This window comes from Embleya sp. NPDC008237, assembly GCF_042956465.1.
Classification (GTDB): Bacteria; Actinomycetota; Actinomycetes; order Streptomycetales; family Streptomycetaceae; genus Embleya.
In genome coordinates this window covers 107,657-130,358 of the sequence record NZ_JBIBGL010000021.1, presented here as the reverse complement: position 1 = coordinate 130,358, position 22,702 = coordinate 107,657, and the positions used below count along the sequence as shown (strand labels likewise).

At 70.5% G+C, this 22,702-nt stretch carries 17 protein-coding genes and 3 pseudogenes; 7 read left to right on the top strand and 13 right to left on the bottom strand.

Annotated features, from left to right (window positions below; genetic code table 11):
- Window positions 1–105 precede the first annotated feature (105 nt).
- Together ACFZBU_RS40430 and adhE are read left to right on the top strand one after the other, a co-directional pair.
- Complete coding sequence (locus ACFZBU_RS40430; RefSeq protein WP_391588762.1) at window positions 106–2,469, top strand: phosphoketolase; 2,364 nt, start codon at window positions 106–108, stop codon at window positions 2,467–2,469.
- Window positions 2,470–2,605: 136 nt separating this feature from the next.
- Complete coding sequence (gene adhE / locus ACFZBU_RS40425; RefSeq protein WP_391588761.1) at window positions 2,606–5,266, top strand: bifunctional acetaldehyde-CoA/alcohol dehydrogenase; 2,661 nt, start codon at window positions 2,606–2,608, stop codon at window positions 5,264–5,266.
- A gap of 83 nt (window positions 5,267–5,349) precedes the next feature.
- On the opposite strand, the gene ACFZBU_RS40420 is transcribed toward adhE, so the two are convergent.
- Together ACFZBU_RS40420 and ACFZBU_RS40415 are read right to left on the bottom strand one after the other, a co-directional pair.
- Window positions 5,350–5,742: an HPP family protein gene (locus tag ACFZBU_RS40420; protein WP_391588760.1), complete on the bottom strand. Its 393-nt coding sequence runs from the start codon at window positions 5,740–5,742 to the stop codon at window positions 5,350–5,352.
- Between the two features lie 417 nt (window positions 5,743–6,159).
- Window positions 6,160–6,420, bottom strand: coding sequence for a hypothetical protein (locus ACFZBU_RS40415; RefSeq protein WP_391588759.1), 261 nt, complete (start codon window positions 6,418–6,420; stop codon window positions 6,160–6,162).
- A gap of 320 nt (window positions 6,421–6,740) precedes the next feature.
- Between ACFZBU_RS40415 and ACFZBU_RS40410 the strand changes: the two genes are divergently transcribed.
- On the top strand, window positions 6,741–7,253 hold the full coding sequence (locus ACFZBU_RS40410; RefSeq protein WP_391588758.1) for a universal stress protein: 513 nt from the start codon (window positions 6,741–6,743) through the stop codon (window positions 7,251–7,253).
- 138 nt (window positions 7,254–7,391) lie between these two features.
- Here ACFZBU_RS40410 and ACFZBU_RS40405 read toward each other — a convergent pair whose 3' ends face one another.
- The 4 genes and pseudogenes from ACFZBU_RS40405 to ACFZBU_RS40390 form a co-directional block, all read right to left on the bottom strand.
- Window positions 7,392–8,060, bottom strand: coding sequence for a pyridoxamine 5'-phosphate oxidase family protein (locus ACFZBU_RS40405; RefSeq protein ID WP_391588757.1), 669 nt, complete (start codon window positions 8,058–8,060; stop codon window positions 7,392–7,394).
- Window positions 8,061–8,114: 54 nt separating this feature from the next.
- Window positions 8,115–10,817, bottom strand: coding sequence for a pyruvate, phosphate dikinase (gene ppdK / locus ACFZBU_RS40400; RefSeq protein WP_391588756.1), 2,703 nt, complete (start codon window positions 10,815–10,817; stop codon window positions 8,115–8,117).
- A gap of 36 nt (window positions 10,818–10,853) precedes the next feature.
- Window positions 10,854–11,870 carry a type I glyceraldehyde-3-phosphate dehydrogenase gene (gap, locus tag ACFZBU_RS40395; protein WP_391588755.1) on the bottom strand — a complete coding sequence of 339 codons (1,017 nt, stop codon included), beginning with the start codon at window positions 11,868–11,870 and terminating at the stop codon, window positions 10,854–10,856.
- Window positions 11,871–11,918: 48 nt separating this feature from the next.
- Window positions 11,919–12,185 (bottom strand): annotated as a pseudogene (locus tag ACFZBU_RS40390) (alcohol dehydrogenase); the annotation flags it as partial.
- 216 nt (window positions 12,186–12,401) lie between these two features.
- Between ACFZBU_RS40390 and ACFZBU_RS40385 the strand changes: the two are divergent.
- Window positions 12,402–12,563: pseudogene (locus ACFZBU_RS40385) on the top strand (Hsp20/alpha crystallin family protein); the annotation flags it as partial.
- A gap of 331 nt (window positions 12,564–12,894) precedes the next feature.
- On the opposite strand, the gene ACFZBU_RS40380 reads toward ACFZBU_RS40385, so the two are convergent.
- From ACFZBU_RS40380 to ACFZBU_RS40370, 3 genes and pseudogenes are all read right to left on the bottom strand, one after another.
- Window positions 12,895–13,644 (bottom strand): response regulator, encoded by a 750-nt coding sequence (locus ACFZBU_RS40380; RefSeq protein WP_391588754.1) that lies wholly within the window; start codon window positions 13,642–13,644, stop codon window positions 12,895–12,897.
- Between the two features lie 74 nt (window positions 13,645–13,718).
- Window positions 13,719–14,165, bottom strand: coding sequence for an STAS domain-containing protein (locus ACFZBU_RS40375; RefSeq protein WP_391588753.1), 447 nt, complete (start codon window positions 14,163–14,165; stop codon window positions 13,719–13,721).
- Between the two features lie 162 nt (window positions 14,166–14,327).
- Window positions 14,328–15,784, bottom strand: a pseudogene (locus tag ACFZBU_RS40370) (amino acid permease).
- Window positions 15,785–16,113: 329 nt separating this feature from the next.
- On the opposite strand from ACFZBU_RS40370, the gene ACFZBU_RS40365 reads away from it, so the two are divergent.
- From ACFZBU_RS40365 to ACFZBU_RS40355, 3 genes are all read left to right on the top strand, one after another.
- Window positions 16,114–16,806 carry a CBS domain-containing protein gene (locus tag ACFZBU_RS40365; protein ID WP_391588752.1) on the top strand — a complete coding sequence of 231 codons (693 nt, stop codon included), beginning with the start codon at window positions 16,114–16,116 and terminating at the stop codon, window positions 16,804–16,806.
- An 87-nt stretch (window positions 16,807–16,893) separates the two neighbouring features.
- Window positions 16,894–17,286, top strand: coding sequence for a Crp/Fnr family transcriptional regulator (locus ACFZBU_RS40360; protein ID WP_391588751.1), 393 nt, complete (start codon window positions 16,894–16,896; stop codon window positions 17,284–17,286).
- Between the two features lie 101 nt (window positions 17,287–17,387).
- Window positions 17,388–18,296: a universal stress protein gene (locus tag ACFZBU_RS40355; RefSeq protein ID WP_391588750.1), complete on the top strand. Its 909-nt coding sequence runs from the start codon at window positions 17,388–17,390 to the stop codon at window positions 18,294–18,296.
- Between the two features lie 75 nt (window positions 18,297–18,371).
- On the opposite strand, the gene ACFZBU_RS40350 is transcribed toward ACFZBU_RS40355, so the two are convergent.
- The 4 genes from ACFZBU_RS40350 to pflB form a co-directional block, all read right to left on the bottom strand.
- A complete protein-coding gene (locus ACFZBU_RS40350) occupies window positions 18,372–18,665 on the bottom strand; it encodes a universal stress protein (RefSeq protein ID WP_391588749.1) in 294 nt (97 codons plus the stop codon).
- Between the two features lie 630 nt (window positions 18,666–19,295).
- Window positions 19,296–19,529: a hypothetical protein gene (locus tag ACFZBU_RS40345; RefSeq protein ID WP_391588748.1), complete on the bottom strand. Its 234-nt coding sequence runs from the start codon at window positions 19,527–19,529 to the stop codon at window positions 19,296–19,298.
- Between the two features lie 93 nt (window positions 19,530–19,622).
- Window positions 19,623–20,345 carry a pyruvate formate-lyase-activating protein gene (gene pflA / locus ACFZBU_RS40340; RefSeq protein ID WP_391588811.1) on the bottom strand — a complete coding sequence of 241 codons (723 nt, stop codon included), beginning with the start codon at window positions 20,343–20,345 and terminating at the stop codon, window positions 19,623–19,625.
- Window positions 20,346–20,407: 62 nt separating this feature from the next.
- Window positions 20,408–22,672, bottom strand: coding sequence for a formate C-acetyltransferase (gene pflB, locus ACFZBU_RS40335; protein ID WP_391588747.1), 2,265 nt, complete (start codon window positions 22,670–22,672; stop codon window positions 20,408–20,410).
- Window positions 22,673–22,702: the final 30 nt, after the last annotated feature.

Sequence of the window (22,702 nt, the reverse complement as noted above, 5' to 3'; positions counted from 1 at the left end):
ACCCATGCGGCCCCTTCAGCAGGGCCGTTCGGCCCTTTGCCGGGCAAATGGTGGGGCACGAGCGTGGGCGGAGCGGAATCACGGCGACGGAGGAAAGGAAGATCGATGACGATGGCGACTCCCGCGGCACCGGACCTGACGACGGTGGATGCCTGGTGGCGGGCGGCGAACTATCTCGCGGTGGGGCAGATCTACCTGCGGGAGAACCCGTTGCTCGCCGAGCCGCTGCGGCCCGGGCACATCAAGTCGCGGCTGCTCGGGCACTGGGGCACCTCGCCCGGCCTGAACCTGATCTACGCCCACTTGAACCGGATCATCCGCGAGCGTGGCACCCACGCCCTGCACGTGACCGGTCCCGGGCACGGCGGCCCTTCGGCGCTCGCCGCGTCGTGGCTGGACGGCACCTACAGCAAGCGATACCCGAACGTCCCCCGGGACGCGGTCGGCATGGCCACCCTGTTCCGGCAGTTCTCCCAGCCCGGCGGCGTGCCCAGCCACATCGCCCCGGGCGTACCCGGCTCGATCCACGAGGGCGGCGAACTCGGATACAGCCTCTCGCACGCGTTCGGCGCCGCCTTCGACAACCCCGACCTGGTCGTCGCGTGCGTGATCGGCGACGGCGAGGCCGAGACCGGGCCGCTGGCCGCGTCGTGGCACGGGAACAAGTTCCTCAGCCCGCGTACCGACGGCGCGGTGTTGCCGATCCTGCACCTCAACGGCTGGAAGATCGCGAACCCCACCCTGCTCGCCCGCATGCCCCGCGAGGAGCTGGACGCGCTGCTCACCGGCTACGGCTGGCGCCCCATCCACGTCGAGGGCGACGAACCCGCCCGCGTCCACGCGGAGTTCGCCGCCGCGCTGGAGGAGGCCCTCGACGAGATCACGCACCTGAAGGCGACCGCGCGCGCCCGCCCCCGGTGGCCGATGCTCGTACTGCGCACCCCCAAGGGCTGGACCGGCCCACGCACCGTCGACGACACCCCCGTCGAGGGCACCTGGCGCTCGCACCAGGTCCCCCTCGCCGGCGTGCGCGAGAACCCGGAGCACCTGGCCCTGCTCGACGCGTGGATGCGGTCCTACCACCCCGACGAACTCTTCGACGCCGACGGGCACCCCACCCCGATCGTGCTCGCCAACGTCCCCACCGGCGACACCCGCCTCGGCGCGGTCCCCGAGGCCAACGGCGGCACGCTGCTGCGGGAGTTGCCGCTGCCGGACCTGCACGACTTCGCGGTCAAGGTCACCGAACCCGGCGCCTCCGCCTCCGAACCCACGCGTGCGCTGGGCGAGTTCCTGCGCGAGATCTTCGCCCGGACGGCAACCCGCCGCGATTTCCGCCTGTTCGGCCCGGACGAGACCGAGTCCAACCGCCTCAGCGCCGTCTACCGCGCCACCGCCAAGGCCTGGCAGGAACCGATCACCGACCTCGACACCCACCTCGCCCCCGACGGGCGCGTGGTGGAGATCCTGTCCGAACACACCTGCCAGGGCATGCTGGAGGGCTACCTCCTCACCGGCCGACACGGCGTGTTCTCCTGCTACGAGGCGTTCACCCACATCGTCTCGTCGATGTTCAACCAGCACGCCAAGTGGCTGCACGCCTGCCGCGAGATCGACTGGCGGCCGCCGATCGCGTCGCTGAACTACCTGCTCACCTCCCACGTGTGGCGCCAGGACCAGAACGGCTTCTCGCACCAGGACCCCGGCTTCGTCGACCACGTGATCAACAAACGCCCCGAGGTCGTCCGCGTCTACCTGCCGCCGGACACCAACACCCTGTTGTCGGTGGGCGATCACGCCCTGCGCAGCCGCGGACTCGTCAACGTCATCGTCGCCGGCAAGACCCCCACCCCCGACTGGCTCACCATGGACGAGGCCGTCCTGCACTGCACCCGCGGCGCCGGAATCTGGGAGTGGGCCTCCAACGACGACGGCGACCCCCAGGTCGTCCTGGCCTGCGCCGGCGACGTACCCACCCTGGAAACCCTCGCCGCCGTCGACCTGCTCCGCCGCCACCTGCCGGACCTGCGCGTACGCGTGGTCAACGTGGTCGACCTGATGCGACTGGTCCCCGAGACGGAGCATCCGCACGGCATGCCCGACCGGGAATACGACGCGTTGTTCGGCACCGACACCCCCGTCATCTTCGCCTACCACGGCTACCCGTGGCTGATCCACCGCCTCGCCTACCGCCGCCACAACCACCCCCACCTGCACGTACGCGGCTACAAGGAGCACGGCACCACGACCACCCCCTTCGACATGGTCGTCCTCAACGACATGGACCGCTACCAGCGCGTGATCGACGTCATCGACCGCGTCCCCGGCCTGGGCACCCGCGCCGCGACGGTACGCCAGAACATGGCCGACGCCCGCGCCCGACACCACGCCTGGATCCTCGAACACGGCGAGGACATGCCCGAGGTACGCGACTGGACCTGGCCGACCGACGCCCGCGACCCGCACTGACGCACACCGTGCCCGCGAAGAAACACAACGCCCGAACCGGATCGCGCCGCCGCGCACTTCGCGAGCCCGCACATCGCCCCATTCAACGCCCGACGCCCGTCGATCGTCTCTTGCAACCCCCGGAAGGAACACAGCCATGAGCAGCCGCGCCGCCACTGCCTTATCCGCCCCCGCCGCGGACCAGGGCCCATCCGACATCGACGCCGCGGTGGACGCCCTGGTCTCCGACGCCGCCAAGGCGTTGGCCGCCTACGAAGGTTTCACCCAGGAGCAGGTCGACCACATCGTCAAGAAGGCGTCCGTCGCCGCACTGGACCAGCACACCCGGCTCGCCCGCGAGGCTGTGGACGAGACCGGCCGGGGCGTCTTCGAGGACAAGGCGGCGAAGAACATGTTCGCCTGCGAATACACCACCGACAGCATGCGCGACCTCAAGACGGTCGGCGTCGTGGCCCGGGACGAGATCACCGGCATGGTCGAGGTCGCCGAACCGGTCGGCGTCGTGTGCGCCGTCACCCCGGTCACCAATCCGACGGCCACCGTCATCTTCAAGGCGCTCATCGCCCTCAAGAGCCGCAACCCGGTCGTCTTCGCCTTCCACCCGTCCGCCCAGCGGTGCAGCGCGTCGGCCGCCCGGATCGTGCGCGACGCGGCCGTCGCCGCCGGCGCACCCGAGCACTGCGTGCAATGGATCGAGAACCCCTCGATCGAGGCGACCACCGCGCTGATGCGCCACCCCGGAGTCGCGCTGATCCTGGCGACCGGCGGCGAGGGCATGGTCAAGGCCGCCTACTCCGCGGGCAAACCCGCCCTGGGCGTGGGCGCCGGCAACGTGCCCGCCTACATCGACCGCGACGTGGACCTGCGCCGCGCGATCAACGACGTCGTGCTGTCCAAGTCCTTCGACAACGGCATGATCTGCGCCTCCGAACAGGCCGTCGTCCTGCACACCGACATCCACGACGCGGCACTGGCCGAATTCGCCGCGCTCGGGGCCCACTTGGCCACCGATGACGAGAAGCACAAGCTGGAGACCTACCTCTTCGGCAGCGGCACGGCCCCCGGCCGCGAACCCCGGGTCAATCCCGCGGCGGTGGGACAAAGCCCGGCGTGGATCGCCGCCCGGGCAGGTTTCACCGTGCCGCCGAACACCACCGTTATCCTCGCTCGCGCCGATCGGGTGGGCCCGCAAGAGCCCCTGACGCGCGAGAAGTTGTGCCCCGTCCTGGCCGTCCTGCGCGCCGACTCGCGCGCACACGGCTTCACCCTCGCCGCCGACATGGTCGCCTTCCACGGCATGGGGCACACCGCCGTCATCCACACCGGCGACCCGGCCGTGGCCGAGGGGTACGGGCGGCACATGAAAACGGCGCGGATCATCGTCAACGCGCCGTCGTCCCAGGGCGCCATCGGCGGCATCTACACCGGCCTGCTGCCCTCGCTCACCCTCGGCTGCGGTTCCTGGGGCCGTACCTCGACGTCCGACAACGTCTCGGCGGTCAACCTGCTGAACATCAAGCGGATGAGTATGCGCCGCAACAACATGCAGTGGTTCAAGATCCCGCCGAAGATCTACTTCGAGCCGCACGCGATCCGCTACCTGGCGGACATGCCGCACGTGCATCGGGTGACCATCGTCACCGACGCGACCATGACCCGCCTGGGCTACGTCGACCGCGTCCGACACGTACTGCACTCGCGCGAACTCCCGGTGACGATACAGATCATCGACGACGTGCTGCCCGAACCCAGCATCGACTCGGTACGCCGCGGCGCCGACCTCATGCGAACCTTCCGTCCGGACACCATCGTGGCCCTCGGCGGCGGCTCGCCCATGGACGCCGCCAAGGTCATGTGGCTGCTGTACGAACAGCCCGACGTCGACTTTGCGGACATGCGGCAAAAGTTCCTCGACATCCGCAAGCGCGCCTTCCGCTTCCCCGTCCTGGGCGAACAGGCCCGACTGGTGTGCGTACCCACCACGTCGGGTACCGGCGCCGAGGTCACGCCGTTCGCCGTGATCACCGACTCGACGACCGGCAAGAAGTACCCGCTCGCCGACTACGCCCTCACCCCGAGCGTGGCCATCGTCGACCCGCTCTTGGCCGCCGAACTGCCGCCCGCCCTGGCCGCCGACAGCGGCATGGACACCCTCACCCACGCGATCGAGGCGTACGTCTCGGTCTACGCCAACGACTTCACAGACGGCCTCGCCCTGCACGCCATCCGACTGGTCTTCGACAACCTCGAACCGGCCGTCACCGATCGGGCGAACAACCCCGTGGCGCGCGAGAAGATGCACAACGCCGGCACCATCGCGGGCATGGCCTTCGGCAACGCCTTCCTCGGCATCGTCCACGCCATGTCCCACACCCTCGGCGCCACGTTCCGCGTGGCCCACGGCCGCACCAACGCCGTCCTGCTGCCCCACGTGATCCGCTACAACGGCAGCCCGCCCGGCAAGCTCGCCGGCTGGCCCAAGTACGAGCACTACCGGGCACCCGAACGCTTTGCGGACATCGCGCGAGCACTCGGCCTCCCCGCCGCGACTCCGGCGCAGGGAGTGCGATCCGTGGCCGCCGCGGTCGAACAACTCAGGGACCGTGTCGGCATCGAACCGTCGTTCCGGGCCCTGGGCATCGACGAGAAGACGTTCCTGGACGCGCTGCCCCGCCAGGCGCTCAACGCGTACGAGGACCAATGCGCCCCGGCGAACCCGCGCATGGCGATGCTCGACGACATGATCGCCATCATGCGCGACGCCTACTACGGAACGGATCCCGAGCGTCAGTCGTGAGCCTCGGGCGACAGTCCGCTCCGGTGGGCCGGGTCGGATCGACACCGGCATCCGGCCCACCGACCGCGTGGGCGTCCGTGCGGTCAGCCGGTTTCCCGGTCGTGATGGATCCGAGTCAGGACACGTACCAGGTCGTGGTTGGTGACGACTCCCAGCGGCACTCGGGAGCGGCCGGCGACGATCAGCGCGTCGACCTCGGCAGCGAGCATGTATTCGACGGCCGTGAGGACATCGACCTCCGGGCGGACGATCGACACGCACCGTCGGACGAGTTCGGCGACGGTACGGGGACCTCGTCCCAGATGCCGGCAGCGGTGCAAAACCGGTTCGGCGAGGTCGCGGTCACGCAGCACCCCCACGGCCTCGCCGTTGCCCGGGTCGACCACGGCGAGACGGTGAAGTCCGAGCGCGAGCATCAGCTCGCGGGCTCTGCGTGGGGTGTCGGTGAGAGCTACGTAGGCGACCGGCGCGCTCATGACGTCGCCCACCCTGGGAATCGATACCGGGGGCGTCGGGACTTGATTCGGCGCCGTCCGTGTCCTTGCGGAGTACATCGTTGGGCGTGGGTGAAGACCACCGCGCGCACGTTGTCCACGTCGCACGGAAGCGGGCGCCAGTTGCGCCGTCGAAGGTCCGCGAGTTTTTGGAACAGGCCGCAGTCGAGCAGCACGCGTGTGCGGCTCTCGACCATGAATCTGCTTCCCGTTACGGTCTCCGCCCCACCCCGAAAGGTCAGCACGGCAGGCTTCGGCCGCGCCGAATAGTCGTGGTCTCGACCGCCTGACCGGCCACTTTGCATCAGGGGTGCGTTGCGTAGGGTTGCCATGTCGTACTCCGTTCCTCGTATCGACGATATTCGTTCGACAGAGCGTCGCCGGTCGGCTCGCGCGGGTTCAGTGCTCGATTCGGCCGCTCCATCCGGGTTCCACCGCCGCCCAATCCCGTTCCCAGGCGCGCACCCGACGGCGGACTACGAGGAGCCGCTCCGGGCCGAAGGCCCCGGCCGTCACCATGAGCGTGCCGGAGAGGGTCAACATGCCCGCGGTGATCTCGTCGACGACGATCACGTCGTGGGTCGGTGGGGGTGTGGTGGGCCGGCCTGCGGTGTCGGGCCAGATCCAGGGTGTGTCGCCTACCGATCCGCCGAGCGGCACGCGGGCGGTGCCGGTGCTCGGTCAGGAGATGGTCGTGGCTGGTTGCCATGTCCAGCGGGTCGCCTGGCAGCGGCGCGACCACGCCGGGGAAGTAGCCCGCCATCGTCGGGGTCCACTTGTATACGGGGATCACCCTGGCGCCGATGCGGCGGGCCCGCTCCACGGCGAACTCGATCGCGGCCCCGGGATCACGGACCGGTGTTCTTCCGGCTGGAACCGGTGCTTCCGCCGGCGCGCCACACCTGACCCACCCGCCCGAACTCTCGACATTCGACATGTCATCGCAACCGAGACCGACAAGACCACCGAAGGAGCTCGACATGAAATCGCTCGGCACCCGGTCCGACCGGGAGGCGACAGGCACCTCCCCACAGCAGGACACCCCGCCCGCCGACGAGGCCACTATGGTCCGCCCAAAGGGCCGCATCGTGGTGGGTTTGGACGGCTCGTACGGATCCGCCGCCGCGGTGAGGTGGGCCGCACGGGAGGCGGCCGAACTCGGCATCGTCCTGGACGTGGTCGCCGCATGGACGGACGCCGACCCCGAACGTCCGACGCTGGACCGGCCCGACTCCCCCTTGTCGGTGGCGGGTGGGCGTCTGGAGCGCGCACTGGCGCGCCTGGTACGGGCCCCGATCCCGCCCGAACGCATCGTGGCCACCCCACTTCGCGGCAGCGCCGGGGAGGTCCTGGTCGCCCGTGCACGGGACGCCCGGTTGCTCGTACCGGGCACCAGCGGCATCGAATGTCCCCCGATCCCCGGCCCCACCGGGTTGTACTGCCTGCGCCACAGCGCCACCCCGGTGGTATGCGTCCCCGCACCGGACGCCTGATCCCACACATCACCCGTCACCCGACCGCCCGAGCCTGATGTCCAGGCTCGGGCGGTCGGTCGTTCGGACGGTTCGTCGGGACGGCTTCGTCAGACGACGCGAGTTCGCCGCGGCCGGCCGGTATTCCCGGGGTTCCGTTCACCGTCGCGTCGAGCCCGAGCACAGCCGGCGTCCGGTGACGCGGCCCGGGTGGATCCGGAGCCACAGTTCGCCGCGGCGGCCCGGCCAGGCACCGGCGCCTGCCTGGGCGAGCCGGGCGATGCCGACGGGGTCGGTGACGGGTTCGACCACACCGATGACCAGGACGCTCCAGCCCAGTCGGTCGTAGCGGTCCACGTCGTCCACCTCGAAGGCCGTCGTGCCCCGGACATGGGCGAGCGGGGAATCGGGGCCGGTGGTGAACACGATCTCCTTCCCGTCGACCGCGTAATTGACGGGGAGTACCCACGGCGTGTGGTCCATACCTCCGGCAAGTCGACCCACCTCGTGCGTGGCCAGACGGGCGTAACATTCCGCTTCATTCATCGCGATCAGGCTGCGGATGTCGGGCGCGGCGACCTCCGGCGCATCGAACGCGCCGGACATCAGGGCGTTGATGTCGGTTTTCAGCGCCGCCGCCAAGCCGCCGAGGGCGGCGCGGGTCAACGGGGCGTCCCCGGCCTCCAGTTCCACGAGCCACTTCGGGGGCAGCACCGCCCGGGCACAGACTTGAGCTCGGGTCATGCCCAGTTGCTCGCGCCGGCGTCGGATGTTGCGAGGGATGTCGACGATATCGGGAAGGCGGGTGCCTGCCGTTTCGTTGTCCATGGGTGCTCCTTCGCGATGGGGCCGTCGTGTCGGCGCGAACGGTCCCGATGTTGCTCAGTCGGGGTCGGGTTGGGCGCGTCCGGGCTCGGTCCGCTCGATCGTGGCTCGGGCGGCCTCCAGGCGGGCGCCGGGGAGGCGGTACGGCGAGCAGGAGACGTAGTCGATGCCGCACTCGTCGAAGAAGTGGATCGAGTCGGGGTCGCCCCCGTGTTCGCCGCAAACGCCGATGCGCAGGTCCGGCTTGGTGGTGCGGCCCAGGTCGACGCCGGCGCGGACCAGATGGCCGACGCCTTCGCGGTCGATGGTCTCGAACGGGGAGACCGTCAGGATGCCGCGCTCCAGGTAGGTGGCGAGGAAGGATGCCTCGGCGTCGTCCCGGGACAGGCCCCACGTGGTCTGGGTCAGGTCGTTGGTGCCGAAGGAGAAGAAGTCGGCCGAGCGGGCGATCTCGTCGGCGGTCAGAGCGGCCCTGGGCAGTTCGATCATGGTGCCGACCGGGCAGCGCACGTCCACGCCGGAGCTTTCGCGGACCTCGGCGAGTACCCGGTCGACCTCGGCGCGGACGATGCGCAGTTCCGTCTCGGTGGCCACGAGCGGGATCATGATCTCCGCGCGGGGGTCGCCGCCGGCGCGCACGCGGGCGGCGACGGCCTCGCCGACGGCGCGGACCTGGGTGGCGATGAGGCCCGGTACGGCGAGCGCGAGGCGCACGCCGCGCAGGCCCAGCATCGGGTTCTGCTCGTGGAGCCGTTCGCCGGCCTCGTGCAGCCGCAGATCGCGCGGGTCGGGTTGTCGTCCGAGGGCGTGTGCACGGGCGATACGTACGGCCGATTCGGTGTGGTCGGGCAGGAATTCGTGCAGGGGCGGGTCGATCAGCCGGATGGTGACCGGCAGTCCGTCCATGGCGTCGAGGATGCCGATGAAGTCGTTGCGTTGGAGCGGGAGAAGGGCTTCCAAAGCGGTATCGCGTTCGGCGTCGGTGCGGGCCAGGATCACGTCCTCGATCAGGCGGCGACGGTCACCCAGGAACATGTGTTCGGTGCGGCACAGGCCGATGCCGTGCGCACCATAGCGCCGGGCGCGGGCCGCGTCCTCGGGGGTGTCCGCGTTGGCCAGCACGTCCATCCGACGGATCGTGTCGGCCTGTTCCAGGCAGCGGGCGACGGCATCGACGATGCCCTTCGTTCGAGTGCCGGTCTCCAGATAGCGGGTGACCGGGGAGGCGACCAGCGGCAGCGCGCCGAGGTGCACGGTGCCGGCGGTGCCGTCGACGGAGACGACGGCGCCCTCCTCGACCACGGTGCCGTCGGCGGTGGTGAACCGGCGGCGTTCCGAGTCGATGTCGAGTTCGGCGGCGCCGCACACGCACACCTTGCCCATGCCGCGGGCGACCACCGCCGCGTGGCTGGTCTTGCCGCCGCGGCCGGTGAGCACCGCTTCCGCGGCGATCATGCCGGGCAGGTCGTCGGGGCTGGTCTCGTGGCGGACCAGGACCACGTGCTCGCCGGCCTCGGCCCGGCGGACCGCCTCGGCGACGTCGAAGACGACGGCGCCGACCGCCGCTCCGGGCGAGGCCGGTACGCCGTGCGCGAGGATCGGGGTGTCGGGGTCGGCGTCGAAACGCGGAAAGGTGAGGTGGTCGAGTTGCCCGGCGTCGACCCGGGACAGGGCCTCGGGCCAGGTGATCATGCCTTCGTCCACGAGGGCGCAGGCGATCCGGAACGCGGCCTCGGGGGTGCGTTTGCCGACCCTGGTCTGCAACACCCACAGCCGGCCGCGTTCGACGGTGAACTCGACGTCGCACAGGTCGCGGTAGTGCGCCTCCAGGAGGGCCAGGTGGGTGCGCAGTCGGCCGTACGAGTCCGGGTCCAGGTGCTCCAGTTCGTCGAGGGCGAGGGCGTCGCGCACGCCGGAGACCACGTCCTCGCCCTGGGCATCCGGGAGGTAGTCGCCGTACACGCCCGCCCGTCCGGTGCCCGGGTCGCGGGTGAACGCGACTCCCGAGCCCGAGTCGGGTCCCAGGTTGCCGAAGACCATGGCCTGGATGTTGACGGCGGTGCCGAGGTCGTCCGGGATGTGCTCGCGGCGACGGTAGACCGCGGCGCGTTCGCCGTTCCAGGATTCGAACACGGCCAGCACGGAGCGGCGCAGCTGCTCGCGTGGGTCCTGCGGGAACTCCTCGCCCGTCGTGTCGTGGATGAGCTTCTGGAACTCCCTTACGGTCTCGCCGAGTTGGTGCGCATCGAGGCCCAGGTCGTCGGTCGCGCCAAGTTGCCTGCGGCGTCGGGTCAGCACGGCTTCGAAACGGGCGGCGTCCACGCCGAGCACGGTGGCGCCGTACATCTGGACCAGGCGCCGGTAGGAGTCCCAGGCGAAGCGTTCGCGGCCGGTGGCCTTGGCGAGGCCGAGCACGGAGGCGTCGTTGAGTCCGACGTCGAGGATGGTGTCCATCATCCCGGGCATCGAGAAGCGTGCGCCCGAGCGCACCGACACCAGGAGCGGGTCGTCGGCGTGTCCCAGGCGGCGCCCCATGACCCGTTCCAGACGCGCGAGGTGGGCGGTGATCTCGTCCTCCAGGCCCTCGGGGACGCGCCCGGTGCGCAGGAAGGCCCGGCACGCGTCCGTGCCGACCGTGAAGCCCGGCGGCACCGGCAGTCCCAGGCGGGTCATCTCGGCGAGGTTGGCGCCCTTGCCGCCGAGCAACGCGGCCTGTTCACGGGAGCCTTCGGTGAAGTCGTACACGTACGCGGTGGTCATGGCCGGCCTTCCTGCGAGGTCGTGTGGGGTGGCGGGTCAGAGCCGGTGGGCGACGTATTCGGTCAGGTCGAGCAGGCGATTGGTGTAGCCCCATTCGTTGTCGTACCAGCCGAAGACCTTCACCAGGTCGCCCTTGACCTGAGTGAGTTCGGCGTCGACGACGCACGAGTGCGGGTCGCCGATCACGTCCCGGGAGACGATCGGCACGCGTGTGACCCGCAGGATGCCGCGCAATGGTCCCTCGGCCGCGGCCTCGAAGGCCGCGTTGACGCCGGCGGCGTCGGTTTCGTCGTGCAGGATCAGGGCGAGATCGGTCAGCGAGCCGTCCTCGACCGGGACGCGAATCGAGATCCCGTCCAGCGCGCCGTCCAGTTCGGGCAGCACGAGGCCGACGGAGCGGGCGGCGCCGGTGCTGGTGGGGATCATGCTGAGCGCGGCGGAGCGGGCCCGGCGCAGGTCCTTGTGGGGTGCGTCGAGCAGGGACTGGTCGTTGGTGTAACCGTGGATGGTGGTCATCAGGCCGCGTTCGATGCCGAAGGCGTCGTTGAGGACCTTGACGATCGGGACGACACAGTTCGTGGTGCAGGAGGCGGCGGAGACGACGTGGTCGGTGTCCGGGTCGTAGTCGCCCTCGTTGACGCCCATCACGATCGTGGTGTCGACCCCTCGGCCGGGAGCCGAGAGCAGGACCTTGGCGGCGCCGGACTTCAGGTGGGTCCCGGCTTCGTCGCGGGTGCGGAAGCGGCCGGTGGCCTCGATCACGATGTCGACCCCGAGCGTGCCCCACGCCAGTGCGGCGGGGTCGCGGTGGGCGCTGACGGCGATGGGGACGCCGTCCACGACGATCGTGTCGCCGTCTGCCTCGACCGAGCGGGCGAGGGTGCCGTAGGTGGAGTCGTACTCGAGCAGGTGGGCGAGCGTGGCGGCGGGGGCGACGTCGTTGATCGCCACCACCTCCACCGGCGTGGTGCCGTCGTCGGCGCGACCCAGGACGGCGCGCAGGTAGTTGCGGCCGATCCGGCCGAAGCCGTTGATTCCCACTCGTACGGTCATCGCGGGAGCCTCCTCGCATCTCGTGGAACACGGCTGGGTAGGGGTGGTTCAGTTGCGGAAGAGGGCGACCTTGAGTGCGCCGGTCTCCCCCGCGCGGGCGAACGTGTCGTAGGCGGCGAGCATTTCGTCCAGGCCGAAGCGGTGGGTGATCATCCGCTCCATGCCCAGGCGACCCTCGCCGAGCAGGTCCAGGGGCAGTGGGGTGCTGATGGTGTCGACCAGGCCGGTGGTGATGGTGAGGTCGCGGATCCACAGGTCTTCGAGGTGCAGGCCGTCGGGCCTGCCGTGCACACCGACGTTGGCGACGTGGCCGCCGGAGGTCCTGGGGGTCGCGCGGGGTGGGCGTGGGCACGTCCTCCCCGCGGTGATGTCCGGCGCCGTGGTAGGTCAGGGCTTTCATGGCGTCCGCCGTTCCGAACGTGAGCGGTAACGCTTTCGACCCCAGCGTCACAACGCGCGGACGACCGCCATAGGGCCGAGTGGCCCGACCGAGGGGGCCGACCGACACGACCCGAGGGCAAGCATCAGACGGAGTTCCGGTACGGATCCGCGCGCCGCAGCGTCCGGCTCCCGGCCGGCACCAACGAGCGCGAGATCAAGGCTGCCTACAAGGACGGCATCCCGACCATCACCGTCCCGCTCCACGAGGACAAGCACGAGAGCCGGAAGATCTCGGTGAGCGCCGGCACGTAGACGTCCCGGCACCGACCGCGGACCTCGACGAGGTCCGCGGTCGGTGCCGGGAAGATGTCGCGTCGGCTACCGGTTGCGAGGAAGACGTACCAGGAACTTCGGGCGCCCTTCGTGACCGGCCGATTCGACGGTCCGCCGTGCGCGGTGACGACCGCCTTGACGATGGCCAGGCCCCGTGCGATCGACCCTGTGGCGCGCGAACGTCCGGGGGCCGCGACTCGGTCCGGGTGCGTTCGGGGGAGTGTCGAACCTGCGGCGGCATCGGTCGGGGGTGACGCAGGGCGAGTTCGGCGTGACCGCGCGCGCCCGCGACCGCGGTGCGCAGTTTGGGTCAGGCGGATGCGCGGTGTGGCAAGGTGCCCGCGAAGACCGCGGCCTGGACGCGACGTTCGAAGCCGAGCTTGTGCAACATGGTGGAGACGTAGTTCTTGACGGTCTTCTCCGCCAGGTGCAGACGTTCGGCGATCTGGCGGTTGGTCAGGCCCTCGGCGACCAGGTCGAAGATCCGGCGCTCCTGATCCGAAAGGGACGCCACCCTGGGGTCCTCGTGTGTGCCGGTACGCACCCGCTCCAGGACCTTCGCGGTGATCGCCGGATCCAGGAGCGAGCGGCCGGCGGCCACCTCACGGACCGCGCGCACCAGTTCGCCGCCGCGGATCTGCTTGAGGACGTATCCGGCGGCGCCGGCCATGATCGCGGAGAACAGCGCGTCCTCGTCGTCGTACGAGGTCAGGATCAGCGCGTTGATCTCGGGGAAGGACGACCGCACCGCGCGGCACACGTCGACTCCGCTGCCGTCGGGCAGTCGCCCGTCCAGGACGGCGACGTCGGGGCGCAGGGCGGGTATGCGTCTCATCGCTTCGAGGGCGGACGCCGATTCTCCGACGATCTCGATGTCCGCCTCGGCGCCGAGCAGGTCGGCCAGGCCGCGACGGACGATCTCGTGGTCGTCGAGGAGGAACACCCTGATCGCGGCGGGCGAATCCGCACTCGACACCGTCGGTGCGAGCGTGCGGGTGGCGCCGGAGAGGCGGGGCAGGCGGGCTCCGGCGACGGCTTCGGTGGTGATCCCGGTTTCCATGGTCTGCTCCTCGAGGTGACGGACACGTTCGCCCGCTCGGGTCGACGCGGTGATCAGTTTCGGGGCGTGCGGCATCATCGGAACAGGGTCGGTGGTCCCGGGACCATCAGGGCCGGGTGGCCCCCGCCCCCACGGGCCCTGCGGACGACCGCGGGATCGATCGGGCCTCGTCGGGGCGCGGCCGGGCCCACGAAGCGGCAGGCGATCGTGCGGTCGAGTCCCACCAGACGGATGACACGGGCTGGTTGGCTTCGGACCCCGGTCAGGACCAACGGGGTGTGGGCGCGGGTGCACTGGTGCCGAAGTCGTAGGAACAGGTTGATGCCGGAGGTGTCGCAGAAGGCGAGGGCGCCGAGGTCGAGCCGGAGTTCGGCGGGGCCGGTTCGGGCGAGGGCGGTCAGGGTCGGTTCGATGCTCGCCGCGCCGTCCAGGTCCAGTTCGCCGCGCAGCTCGACGATGAGGGACGTGCCGGGCGATGTCGCGCCGCGGTGGCCGGTCGGAGTCGTCGCGATGGTGATCACAAAGAGCCCGGCTTCCTGGGATGCGGGTTCCGCCGGGGCGGCTGCGCGACCGGTTCAGTGGGAGCGGCGGTCGATGCCAGAGGCAGATGGCTCCCGGACGGGACCTTCGGCCCCGTCCGGGTTCGTCGACGTGCGGGCACGTTCGCCGGCCCGCAGGGGGCGTCAAGCGGCGTGTCCTTGGGGCATCGAGGGACTCCGCGGTGGGGTGGGCTGCCCGAGGGACGTCACGGCGGGGGGAGCCTCCTGCTCCCCGTACTCCCCGCGGTCTCGCTTGAGGTAGATGTAGACGGGGATGCCGAGGAGTACGGCGAACAGTCCGTAGTAGACGGTCTGGTAGCCGCTGCCCTGGATCGACCAGTAGGAGAACGCCAACGCGGTGCCGGCGATCAGCACGTCGCGCACGAAGCGGCCCCGGCTCGCCTGGCGGGCGTGGGTGAGCAGCCAGTACAGCTGCGCGGCGGCGGAGAACAGGTAGGGGATCGCTGCGGTCAGCACGCTCAGCAACACGATGCTGGTGAACACGTTGTCGAAGCTGGTGTAGGCGGCCACCGTGATCAGCGACGCCAGGACGGTGGCGGCGAGGATGCCGAAGACGGGGATGTCGCCGCGCTTGTGGGCGAATGCCTTGGGGAACAGGCCCTCGCGGGCGGCGGCGTAGGGCATCTCGGCGCAGATCATCGTCCAGCCGCCCAGCGCCCCGATCCCGGACACGATGGCGGCCACCGCAACCGCGTTGCCGGCCCAGGAACCGCCCGCCATGTGATCCGCAGCGTCGGTGAACGGAGCGCTGGAGGCGACGAGTTCGGCGTGCGGGACGGCGCCGAAGACGGCGAGGGTGCCGAGCAGGTAGACCGCCGCGCAGGCCAGCGTCCCGTACACGGTCGCACGCGGCACGTTGCGGGCGGGCTCGCGGACCCGGCCGGCGGCGACCGAGACGGTCTCCAACCCGATGTAACTGAACAACGCGATGGCCGCGGCGGCGGAGATCGCGCCCATCGGTGATCCGCCGTGCGCGTTGAAGGTGCCGAGGTTGTCGGTGTCCAGGAAGAACAGGCCGACGGTGCCCATCAGGATCAGCGGAACGAACTTGAGCACGGTGGTGACGATCTGGAAGGCGCCCATGCTGCGCAGGCCGGCCAGGTTGATCGCGGCGGGGATCCACAGGCCCGTCAGTGCGATGGCGACCGAACCCCAGGTGTTGTGGTTGGTGTTGACGAAGACCTCGACGTAGCCGACCCAGGCCACCACGATCGCGGCGTTGCCGGCCCATGCGGTGATCCAGTACGACCAGGCATTGAGGAAGCCGGCGAACTCGCCGAACGCCTCCCGGGCATAGACGTAGGGCCCCCGCTGCCGGGCACCCGCCGGGACAGCCGGCCGAACGTGACCGCCAGGGCCAGGGCGCCGACGGTGACGATGGCGAAGGCCACCAGGGAGATGGGCCCGTACGGCGCGAGCGCGGCCGGCAGGGCGAACACGCCGGTGCCGATGATGCTGCCCACGACCAGGGCCGTGGCCGTGGGCAGTCCGAAGGTGGAGCCGGAGCGGCCTGCTTCATCGGCGGGCGAAACCGATTCCTCGGTTGTGCGGTGGGCGGAGGTCGTTCTTTTCCCGAGCATGGCGCATCCTCGTCGTCGCGATGAGGTTCGACCGGACGGGGCGGGGTGCCATGGCGGAACTGCTCCGGCCGAACGCTTGCAGCGTGGCCGCCCGCGCGCCGACGCGCCGGTGCCGAAGGTCCCGATGGTGGCGCCGTTGGTCATCACGCCCGCGCGGGCGTACGGCACACCGACGCCGGGGCGCGGTCCGCACCGGGCCGTTCGGCCCGGTGTACCGGGCAACGCGGCCCTGTCCCGGCATTCTCTACGGCGACACGCTCGTGGTGTCCGGCCGAAGACGTCACCACCGACGTCTCGGTGACCCGCCGAATATCGACCAGGGGGTTCGCATGTTGCAACGCAAGATCGAGGACGTCATGACCCGTGACGTGGTCACCATCGGTCCCGACGCCGAGTTCCAGGACATCGTCGCCGCGTTGGACGCCTGGCGGATCAGCGCACTACCGGTCGTCGACGACGAACGGCGGATCCTGGGCATCGTCTCGGAGGCCGACCTGCTGCGCGCCCAAGTGGAGCAGGCCGATGACACCCACCTCCTCCCGGGCCTGCGCCGACTGGCGAACCGGCACAGCAAGGGCGAGGGCCACGCGGCGCACGAGTTGATGACCACGCCCGTAGTGAGCGTGGAACCCGTCGCCGGCACCCTCAAAGGGGCTCGTCTGATGGACCGCCACCACGTCAAGCGCCTCCCGGTGGTCGACGCCGACGGGCGGCTGATCGGCATCGTCAGCCGCTGCGACCTACTGCGCACCTTCCTGCGCCCGGACGAGGACATCCGGACCGAGATCGAGCGCGACGTACTGCGCAGCGCACTGTGGCTGGAGCCCGGCACGATCGTGGTCGACGTGCGCGACGCGGTGGTGTGCCTGTCCGGGGCGGTCGACAACCGCAGTCTCATCGACATCGTGGTGCGGCTGTGCCGCGCCGTCGACGGCGTCGAGAACGTGACGCACACCCTGACCTTCGACTTCGACGACAGCCACATCAGGCCCGACCCGGCGCACCGCTCGCCCGGCCGTTGAGGAGGACACCGTGTTCCACGTCTCCGGCCGTATCGGCCGCATCCCAGGGAACACCTGGACCGGCTCCTGGCGTTCGGCCGACCGGTCGTGCTCGAACCGGGCACCCGCCTGTTCGAGGAGGAGCGCCCGGCCCGCACCTTCTGGCTCGTCGAAGGCGGCGCCGTCCGCCTGGACATGCACGTCCCCGGCGGGCACGCGGCGACCGTCGAGACGCTGGGACCGGGCGAACTCGTCGGCTGGAGCCGGCTGTTCCCGCCCTATCGGTGGCATCTGAGCGGCCGAGCCGTCGGCACCGTGCGGGCCGTGGAGTTCGACGCGGGCGCGGTGCGGGCCGAATGCGAACGCGACCCCGACTTCGGACGAGCGATCACCCTCGCCTGCGCACAGGTGATCGCCGGCCGCCTCCAGGCAAGCCGACTGCGACTGCTGGACCTGTACGGACCACACCGCTCGGCGAACGACGACCCCGCAGAAGGCTGAGACCACGCAGGCTCCGGAAACACTTCGTAGCGCACCGCGGCGGGATCACGGTTCCGCTGCTTGACCCATACCTCATACTCACTCGATCCCGGGAGTTCGACGTGAACGACGACATTTCGGCCGGCGCAACCGCAGGTGCCGACGACGCGACCGTGCGCGGTCACGTCGTCGTGGGCGTGGACGGTTCCCCGATCTCGGACCTCGCGATCGACCGGGCCGCCGACGAGGCGGCGCTGCGACACGTACCGCTGGAGGTGCTGCACGTCGTCGAATGGGCTCCGGCGCGCGAAGAGGACGGCTACGCGGCGCAGTTACGCAGCGAGGCGGAGATCCTGGTCGCCAAGGCCGCCGACCGGGCCCGTCGGCGGCACCCCGACCTGGTGATCGTCAGCACCGTCACCCTCGCTCCGATCGTCCCGACCCTTGAGGAGGCCGGCGGGCGCGCGGCGCTCCTCGTCCTCGGCAATCGCGGTCGGGGCGGCTTCGTCGGCCTGTTGCTGGGTTCGGTCTCGCTGTCCGTTGCCGCCACATCGCGGTGCCCGATCCTCGTCGTCCACGCGCGAAACACCAACGCCCCGGCGGACGAGCCGGGCACGGTCGTCGTGGGCATCTCCGACTTCGACTGCCACCTCGCCGTCGAGGCCGCGTTCGACGCCGCACAGGCACGCGGCGTGTCCCTCCGCGCGGTGCACGCGTGGACGCCGCCGCTGTCCCCCGCGGCGCCCTACGCCGCTCCGCTATGGTCCGGCGACGAAGGTCGCAAGGCCGCCGAGTCCACGCTCGGCGCGGCCCTGGCCCCGTTCGTGGACAAGTATCCCGAGGTGTCCGTCACCGAGCAGGTCGCCTGCGATGTTCCCGCTCACGCGCTCCTGGACACCACCGACGAGGCCGACCTGATCGTGCTGGCCGCCCACCGCCGCCACGGCCGCTTCGGTCCCAACCTCGGCCACGTCGCCCATGTCCTGCTGCACCACAGCAAGGCACCGGTTCTGCTGATCCCCATCGGCTGATCCGTCCCGCGTGCATAGACCGAGACCGCCGGGTGGCGCAACACCCGGCGGTCTCGCGCGTTCGGCGACGGGGACTCAGTCCGACGGCACGACCAGGAGCGGTGCGTGCGCGTGGTGCAGCAGTGCGATCGTCGTGTGTCCCAGAGGGGGCCCGAAGTGGTGTGGCGAGGGATTCCGCCCGACGACGACCAGGCCCGCGTCCCGCGACGCCGCAACCAGTGCGGCGCCGGTACCGGCCCACACCACGCGTTCCTCGACTGTCATCTGCGGGTTGGCCTCCCGCAGCGGCGCCACCACCGTGGCGAGCACTCGCCGCGCGAACTCCTCGGCCCGGTGGTAGGGCGACTCGGCCCCATGAGGCTCCCACAACGCCCGCGGGATCTCGGGGAAGTCCAGGCGTGCACCGCGATCGCTCCCACCCGGCGCGCGCGGCTGTCTTCACCGGCGACGCCGACCACCACGGCGTGCCGCTCGTGCGCCGAGCCGTGCCAAACGAAAACGATCTCCAACTCCGCGCGGCGTCGGGCCGTTTCGTCCGCGGCCTCGATCACGGCCGCGGTCGCCTCGGGCGAGCCGTCGGTCGCCGCGACGACGAGCGGTGTCCGGTCCGGTCACCCTCCATTCACACGAGTGGGTGGCGCCTTGCCTCACCGTCCCGCTCACCGCGGACGCCCGACAGGGCAGTCCCGCCCTGTGCAGGCGGACGACCTCCCGGTCGTGGATGCGCATCAATGGATCGTGCCCATCCCCGCCTGCACGTACCGCTTGACGGCCGGTGGCAAGGCCCGGATCAACCGGTCGAGCACGGCGGCCAACTCCTCTACCGCGGCTGCCCGTACGCATGAGCACCGGCTCGGACCGGGCTTGGCGGGCGATTATCTCGTCGTCCACGGCCGCGGCGCAGCGGGCGACCTCGCCGGGCATCACAAGCAGCCTCGGCGCCTCGTCGGCGAGCAGGCGCCACGGTGGCACGGTGGTGGGGACCATCGGTGCCAGGCGTTACCAGGACGGTCCGACGGTCATCGCGGCCGCGACCGGCGCGAGTCGGCGGCGCAGGTCGAGGAAAGGGTTCAGGAATGTGCTCAGATCTGTCTCCGCCTGGTGCACCTCGTGGACCACCGCAGCGCGCACCGCGGCCAACGCCCCGAATCGCATCGCGGCGGCGCCTGCCAGGGCGCCGGCGGGTGTGCCGCTTGCGGCGATCCATGCGACGGTGACCTCGGACGCGGCCATGGCTCCCCGGCTTTCGGAGTGCGTGCGGTGTACCGGTCACGTTCGCACGCGCCGTCGGCTCCCGATCCCGGTCCCTACCGCCGTTTCTTTCGCTCAGTGGGCACGGAGGCCGTGCGCGCGGAACTGCGCGCGCACCCGCTCGACGAGTTCGGCCGTCGGCGCCGGTGTGTCCCGGAGCGCGAACGTGATATCCAGATCGTCGTACTTGGCGGCACCGAGTTTGTGGAAGGGCAGCACATCGACACGTTCGACGTTGCCCAACCCCGCGGCGAAGGAGGCAAGTTCGTCGATCATCGCGGCGTCCTCGGTCAGTTCCGGTACCAGGACGAAGCGCAACCACACGGGGGTGCCGATGTCGGCGAGCCGCCGGGCGAAGGTGAGGGTGGGCGCGAGTTCGCGGCCGGTGAGTCGACGGTAGGCGTCGGGGTCGAAGGACTTGATGTCGAGCAGGACGAGGTCGGTCGCGGACAGCAGCCGTTCACCGGCGCGGGCGCCGAGGTATCCGGAGGTGTCCAGGGCGGTGTGCAGGCCCAGTTCGCGACAGCGGCACAACACCGCTTCGACGAAGCGCGCCTGGAGCAGCGGCTCGCCGCCGGTGACCGTCACGCCTCCGCCGCTCGCGAGCAGGAACTCCCGACAGGCCGTGATCTTGTCCATCACCTCCTCGACGTCCGTGGAACGGCCGTCGCGCAGGTGCCAGGTGTCCGGGTTGGAGCAGTACAGGCAACGCAGCGGGCAGCCGTTCACGAAGAGCACGAAGCGGGTCCCGGGTCCGTCCACGCCCGTGGACATGTCCCACGAGTGCACCATGCCCATGTGGCCGTCGTTGCGCGCCCGGAGGCCGTGCGGGAGAGGGCCCGGGAGCTGTCGCAACGTGCTCACCGGGCCTCGTGGAAGGTCCGGCTGATCACGTCGAGCTGTTGCTCGCGCGTCAGGCGGACGAAGCGGACCGCGTATCCGGAGACGCGGATGGTCAGGTTCGGATACCGCTCCGGGTGTTCCATGGCGTCCGTGAGCGTGGCCCGGTCGAGGACGTTGACGTTCATGTGGAAGCCGCCGGAGGCGAAGTAGCCGTCGAACAGGCCGACCAGGTTGTCGGCGCGCTCGGTCGGGTCGTGGCCGAGTCCCTCCGGGGTCACGGTCGAGGTCAGCGAGATGCCGTCGCGGGCCAGGTCGTAGGGGATCTTGGCGACCGAGAGCGCGGAGGCGGCCATGCCGTGCCGGTCGCGGCCGTTCATCGGGTTGGCACCGGGGGCGAACGGCGTGCCGGCCCGGCGGCCGTCGGGGGTGTTGCCGGTGTGTTTGCCGTAGACCACGTTGGAGGTGATGGTCAGCACGGACAGCGTGTGCTCGGCGTCCCGGTAGGTCGGGTGGCGCCGCAATTTGGTCAGGAACGAGCGCACCAGGTCGACGGCGATCGTGTCGGCGCGGTCGTCGTTGTTGCCGTACGCAGGGTATTCGCCCAGGACGCGGTAGTCGACGGCCAGGCCGTTGTCGGGGTCGCGGATCACCTCGACGCCGGCGTGCCGGACCGCCGAGAGGCTGTCGGTGACCACCGAGAGTCCGGCGATGCCGCAAGCCATGGTGCGGTGCACGGGGTGGTCGTGCAGGGCCATCTCCAGGCGCTCGTAGGCGTACTTGTCGTGCATGTGGTGGATGATGTTCAGCGCGTCCACGTAGGTGCCGGCGAGCCAGTCGAGCACGTGGTCGAACGCGGCGTCGAGTTCCGCCGGATCGAGTCGATCGCCGGCCAGCGGAGGGGACTTCGGGCCGACCTGCTCGCCGCTGATCTCGTCCCGGCCGCCGTTGATCGCGTACAGCAGGGCCTTGGCGAGGTTGACTCGGGCGCCGAAGAACTGCATGTCCTTGCCCACGGCCATCGCCGACACGCAGCACGCGATCGCGGTGTCGTCGCCGGTGATCGGGCGCATCAGGTCGTCGGACTCGTACTGGATCGAGCTGGTGTCGATCGAGACCTGTGCGCAGTACCGCTTGAAGGCGCCCGGGAGTCGGGGCGACCACAGCACGGTCAGGTTCGGTTCGGGCGCCGGGCCGAGGTTGTAGAGGGTGCGCAGGTAGCGGAAGGAGGTTCGGGAGACCAGCGGACGTCCGTCGGTGCCGATTCCGCCGAGGGATTCGGTGACCCAGGTGGGGTCGCCGGAGAACAGCGCATCGTACTCCGGGGTGCGCAGGAAGCGGATGATCCGCAGTTTGATCACGAAGTCGTCGATCAGTTCCTGGGCGCGGCTCTCGTCGATGCGGCCCTCGCGCAGGTCCCGCTCCAGGTAGACGTCCAGGAACGTGGAGGTGCGGCCGAGCGACATTGCTGCGCCGTTCTGCTCCTTGGTCGCCGCGAGGTAGGCCAGGTACAGCCACTGCACGGCCTCGCGCGCGGTCGCCGCCGGACGCGAGACGTCGCAGCCGTAGCTCGCGGCCATCTCCTTCAGCTCACCCAAGGCACGCACCTGTTCGGCCAGCTCCTCCCGATCGCGGATCACCTCACCCGTGGCGGGCAGCGCGTCCAGAGCACGGCGATCGGCTCTCTTCTCCTCGATCAGGCGGTCCACGCCGTACAGGGCCACGCGCCGGTAGTCCCCGATGATCCGCCCGCGGCCGTAGGCGTCCGGGAGTCCGGTGATCAGTCCGGCCCGGCGGGCCCGCAGGATCTCGGGGGTGTACGCGTCGAAGACGGCGTCGTTGTGCGTCTTGCGGTAGGTGCCGAACACCGCGCGCACGAACGGGTCCATCTCGTAGCCGTACGCGCGCAGCCCGGCCTCGACCATGCGCAGCCCGCCATTGGGCATGATCGCCCGCTTGAGCGGGGCGTCGGTCTGCAGGCCCACGATCAACTCCCGGTCGCGGTCGATCCAGCCGGGGGCGTGCGAAGTGATCGTGGAGGGTGTCGTGGTGTCCATGTCCAGCACGCCCTTGCGGCGCTCCTCGGGGAACAGCGCGGACACCCGGCCCCACACCGCGAGCGTGCGCGGCGTGGCGCCGCACAGGAAGTCCGCGTCGCCGGTGTAGGGCAGGTGGTTGGTGCGGATGAAGTCGCGGACGTCGATGTCGTGTTGCCACGCTCCGAGGCGGAAGTCGCGCCAAGGCGCGAGGTCGACGTCCGAAGGGTGTGTGGTGGTAGTCGTCATGGTGGCCTCTCGATGGGCTCGATCGACTCG

Bases quoted from the DNA above. Each gene is read 5' to 3' on its own strand.
- pflA (WP_391588811.1), bottom strand. From the start codon at position 20,345: ATGGGCATGGTGCACTCGTGGGACATGTCCACGGGCGTGGACGGACCC.
- ACFZBU_RS40430 (WP_391588762.1), top strand. From the start codon at position 106: ATGACGATGGCGACTCCCGCGGCACCGGACCTGACGACGGTGGATGCC.
- ACFZBU_RS40420 (WP_391588760.1), bottom strand. From the start codon at position 5,742: ATGAGCGCGCCGGTCGCCTACGTAGCTCTCACCGACACCCCACGCAGA.
- ACFZBU_RS40410 (WP_391588758.1), top strand. From the start codon at position 6,741: ATGAAATCGCTCGGCACCCGGTCCGACCGGGAGGCGACAGGCACCTCC.
- pflB (WP_391588747.1), bottom strand. From the start codon at position 22,672: ATGACGACTACCACCACACACCCTTCGGACGTCGACCTCGCGCCTTGG.
- ACFZBU_RS40405 (WP_391588757.1), bottom strand. From the start codon at position 8,060: ATGGACAACGAAACGGCAGGCACCCGCCTTCCCGATATCGTCGACATC.
- adhE (WP_391588761.1), top strand. From the start codon at position 2,606: ATGAGCAGCCGCGCCGCCACTGCCTTATCCGCCCCCGCCGCGGACCAG.
- gap (WP_391588755.1), bottom strand. From the start codon at position 11,870: ATGACCGTACGAGTGGGAATCAACGGCTTCGGCCGGATCGGCCGCAAC.
- ppdK (WP_391588756.1), bottom strand. From the start codon at position 10,817: ATGACCACCGCGTACGTGTACGACTTCACCGAAGGCTCCCGTGAACAG.
- ACFZBU_RS40380 (WP_391588754.1), bottom strand. From the start codon at position 13,644: ATGGAAACCGGGATCACCACCGAAGCCGTCGCCGGAGCCCGCCTGCCC.
- ACFZBU_RS40345 (WP_391588748.1), bottom strand. From the start codon at position 19,529: ATGGCCGCGTCCGAGGTCACCGTCGCATGGATCGCCGCAAGCGGCACA.
- ACFZBU_RS40365 (WP_391588752.1), top strand. From the start codon at position 16,114: ATGTTGCAACGCAAGATCGAGGACGTCATGACCCGTGACGTGGTCACC.